The sequence below is a fragment of the Sandarakinorhabdus sp. genome (assembly GCF_041689835.1).
In the GTDB taxonomy this organism is placed as follows: domain Bacteria; phylum Pseudomonadota; class Alphaproteobacteria; order Sphingomonadales; family Sphingomonadaceae; genus Sandarakinorhabdus.
Map to the genome: position 1 here is coordinate 1 of NZ_JBDNFM010000167.1, position 4,104 is coordinate 4,104.

General features: G+C 60.7%; 4 protein-coding genes. 2 read left to right on the forward strand and 2 right to left on the reverse strand.

Annotation, left to right across the window (positions count from 1 at the left end):
- Positions 1 to 197 (forward strand): transposase (locus ACESL8_RS09130; RefSeq protein WP_372918042.1); only part of this gene is annotated, 197 nt, incomplete at its 5' end.
- Positions 198 to 1,192: 995 nt separating this feature from the next.
- Positions 1,193 to 2,419: a tyrosine--tRNA ligase gene (gene tyrS, locus ACESL8_RS09135; protein WP_372918044.1), complete on the forward strand. Its 1,227-nt coding sequence runs from the start codon at positions 1,193 to 1,195 to the stop codon at positions 2,417 to 2,419.
- 17 nt (positions 2,420 to 2,436) lie between these two features.
- Here the strand turns inward: tyrS and ACESL8_RS09140 are convergent, their stop codons facing one another.
- Positions 2,437 to 3,849: an ATP-binding protein gene (locus tag ACESL8_RS09140; RefSeq protein ID WP_372918046.1), complete on the reverse strand. Its 1,413-nt coding sequence runs from the start codon at positions 3,847 to 3,849 to the stop codon at positions 2,437 to 2,439.
- Positions 3,850 to 3,903: 54 nt separating this feature from the next.
- A partial coding sequence (locus ACESL8_RS09145) for a winged helix-turn-helix domain-containing protein (RefSeq protein ID WP_372918048.1) occupies positions 3,904 to 4,104 on the reverse strand: 201 nt, incomplete at its 5' end.

Sequence of the window (4,104 nt, forward strand, 5' to 3'; positions counted from 1 at the left end):
AACGGAACCGCCTGATCCAACTGCCCGTCGATGCCGCCATTTACGCCCTGCGCAACATGGTCGAGCGTTGCTTCAACAAGCTGAAAAATGCCCGGCGCCTCGCAACCCGATACGACAAAACCGCCGATAGCTATCTCGGCTTTATCCACCTCGTCTCAATCCGGCTGTGGATGCGTGAATTTGTCAACGCCTCCTAGTGCCATCATAGGTAATTTCAACCGCGTCATTACAAGGGAAGACTTAATGCTAGGATGGAAAATTCCATTTTCTGGCGGAAAGACAGCTATTTCTCAAACAAAGCCCGCTATGTTTCATCTTAACGTTCAATTCTCGCGCTTGATTACAATCTCTTGCAACAACACGTATTGGCAAATCCTCAATTTTTTCTTTATCTGCGACAATATTATTAATAACGAAATTCGTAGATAATGGATTCGAATTGTTTATCATGACCATATTCGAGTCAATTATATAAATTATAATAAAGTCACCAACATCAGGAAGATCTTGAGGAGATTCACTCCACTCTGAGAAACAAGGCCCGTCATCAAGCCGCAAAGGTGGTTCGCGACATGAAGCTGTAAGTGTCAGCCACATCATTATCAAAACGTACCTCAGCATACCGGGTTGCCCTGTATTGTACAAAGCGCCTGTGAACCGAACGCTTTATTGACTAGAATTCCCGCTTAAAATTACGGTAACAGTGAACTTATTTCAGGGCTCGGGCCGAAACCAGAGCCAGCCGCAATAGCGCGCTTTCTATCGTCAGCTTGAAGGAAGCCTTACCCCGGATCAAGTCCGGGGTGACGGGGTGGAAGGGGCGGTTCCCGAGTGGCGGAACGTGGCGCCCCTCTCCCGGGCCGGCTGCGCCGTCTCTCGACCTCTTCGCGGCGGGGAGAGGTGATATGGAATGGGTGCGCCTGAAAACGAACGGGTCCAGGGTCCGCGACCCTGGCCGCCGGAGGCTTTTCTGCTTCTCCTCCTGCTCTGTCCTACAGCCCGGCCAATGGGTTACACTGGCCGTTATGTGGAGCAACGATCAGCAACCAGCTTGTTTGCGGCGGCGCGCCGGGTGGGCTGGAAAATCCCCAGTTCCATACGAAACGCCAAAACTGGCAAATCTGGTCGATGCGGGCACTGCGGCGGTCGGGGCATGACAAGCGCCGAATCTCACCGTAAAGCCGGCAGTGCCATGACCTACAGCAGCGACTTTCTCCGACGTCTCGAAACGCGTGGTTTCATTCATCAGGTCACCGATGCGGCGGCGCTGGATGGTGCGGCCAGCCAATCAGGTTCAGGGGGCGCGATCACGGCTTATGTCGGGTTTGATTGCACGGCGCCCAGCTTGCATATCGGCAATCTGGTTTCGATCATGATGCTGCGCCATTTGCAGCAGTCCGGGCACAAGCCGATCGTGTTGATGGGCGGCGGCACCACCAAGATCGGTGATCCTTCGGGCAAGGATGATGCGCGCAAGCTGCTGAGCGATGAGCAGATCAACGCCAACATGGCGAGCATCCGCCGCATTTTCGAACGCTTCCTGACGTTTGGCGACGGGCCGACGGATGCAGTGATGGTCAACAACGACGAATGGCTGTCGCAGTTGATGTATATCCCGTTCCTGAGGGATGTCGGCCGGCATTTCTCGATCAACCGCATGCTCAGCTTTGATAGCGTGCGGCTGCGGCTGGAGCGGGAGCAGCCGCTGAGCTTCCTTGAGTTCAACTACATGATTTTCCAGGCTTATGATTATCTGGAACTGGGCCGGCGGTTTGGCTGTACGCTGCAGATGGGCGGATCGGACCAGTGGGGCAATATCGTCAATGGCACCGATCTGATCAGGCGTATCGACGGCAAAGAGGCATTTGGCCTGACGACGCCGCTGATCACGCGGTCCGATGGCGCCAAGATGGGCAAGACGGCGCAAGGCGCGGTATGGCTGCACGAGGATCAACTGCCGCATTTCGATTACTGGCAGTTCTGGCGCAACACCCACGATGCCGATGTGGGCAAATTCCTGCGGTTGTTCACCGATTTGCCGCTGGACGAGATTGCCCGGCTGGAGGCGCTTGAGGGCGCAGAGATCAACACGGCCAAGGCGGTGCTTGCCACCGAAGCGACCGCGCTGTGCCGAGGGCGCGATGCCGCGGTGGCCGCTGCGCAAACCGCGCGCACCACCTTTGCCGAAGGCGGCGCCGGTGAGGAACTGCCGCAATTTTCCGTGAGCGCGCCGGTATCCATCGTCGATGCGCTGATCGGGCTGGGATTTGCTGCGTCGAAGAACGAAGCGCGCAAGCTGGTGGCGCAGGGCGGCGCGCGGATCGATGGGGAGGCCGCCGGCAGCGAGGCCGCGCTGGTGAGCCCGGGGCAGAAGGTGAGCGCTGGCAAGAAGCGGCATGGGATGATCGTGGCGGCCTGAGCGGTTTGGCCTGAGCGTTACTCTGCCGCCCGAACGGCCGGTAGATCGATCGCCACCTTCAGGCCCGGCTTGTTATCAGCCAAAGTGATGGTGCCGCCGTGCAGGCGGGCGACAGCGGCAGCAAGCGACAGGCCAAGGCCAGCGCCCTGCAACGTCTGACCCTGCAACGCCTCGCCCTGCCTGACATTCTGCGCGCCGCGCGCTGCATCCAGGCGGCCAAAGCGGCGCAGGGCTTCGCGGCGCTGGCTGACGGCAATGCCGGGGCCGTGATCGCCCACCACAAGGCGCGTCCCGGCATCGGTGTTTTCGGCGGCCAGTTCGATCACCCCGCCGGCCGCGCCGTACCGCAGTGCATTATCGATCAGATTGGCCAGCGCCCGGCCCAGCAATTGGCGATGCGCCAGCGCCGTCACCCGTGACAGGCCGGGCAGCACCGTGAAATGCACCCCGCTGTCTTCGGCCAATGGCCCGTACATTTCGGCCAGATCGGTGACCATTGCCGAAAGATCGACATCGGCAAAACTGTCGCGGCCGATGCCGGCTTCGGCGCGGCTGATTTCAAGGCTGTTGTCCAACATGCCGAGCAGCGATTGCGCTTCGGCGGACACGGCGGCCAGATCGGCGGCATCGACGACGCTGCCCATCCCCAGCCGGTCCGTCCGCGCTTTGAGACGGGTTAGCGGGGAGCGCAAATCGTGCGCCAGCCCATCGGTGACGGCGCGCAGTTCGTCCAGCACCGATTCCACCCGCGCCAGCATCACGTTGAACGCCTGCCCCATCGAATCGAAGGCATCGGCCGGCGGGCCAGGCGGCAAGGTCACGCGGGCGTGCAGCTTGCCGGCCGTCACCTCGCCCACCACATCGGTGATGCCGCGCACCCGATCGGTGATGATGGCGGTGATCAACCGGCTGGTCAGAAACGCCAGCATTGCCGCGATCGGCAGCGCGATCGCCAGCATGGTCGTGAGCGTCTTTTGCAACTGTTCTTCGGCTTCAAGACTGCGGCCAACCAGCAGGCGGTAGCCATCGGGCAATTGCCGCGTGGTGACCAGATAGAGTTCGACATCGTTGTGATCGGCGTGCATCGCCGGTAGCCGGTAAAATCGTCCGTTGGCTGCCACGTTCGCCGGCCAGCGCGCCATATTGCCCAGCAGCAGGCTGCCATCGCGCCGCGAAAGATGGATGATCAGCGGCCCCGGAACTTGCAGTTCGCCATCAAGGATGGTCACCGCGGCTTCGATGCCGCCGCTCCGCCACGCGGTTTGCGCCGCATCGGCAATCGCCGTGATACGGGCCTGCACTTCGCGGTCGAGCTGATTGCGGGTCGCACTTTCCAGCAAGACCAGCATCAACGCCGAACCCGCCAGCAGCACCGCGAACAGCACCAGGCTGATGCGTGCCGTGGTGGTGCGCGGCGTAATGCCGAACAATAACGGGCGAAAACCCGACGGTTTCCAAGGGGATTGCCCCGCGCGGGGCACGGATCAGGCCGGAACCGTTTCGCTGCCGACGCGGTAGCCGGTGCCGCGCACGGTTTGCACGATGTTGCCGGCGCCGCCTTCGTCCAGTTTCTTGCGCAGGCGGCTCACGTGCACGTCGATCACTTTGGTGCCGGGATCGAAATGATAATCCCACACGCCTTCCAGCAGCATGGAACGGGTGACGACATGGCCGCGGTGGCGGAC

What these genes read in the sequence shown, in the direction of transcription:
- tyrS (WP_372918044.1), top strand. Translation starts at nt 1,193, where the DNA reads ATGACCTACAGCAGCGACTTTCTCCGACGTCTCGAAACGCGTGGTTTC.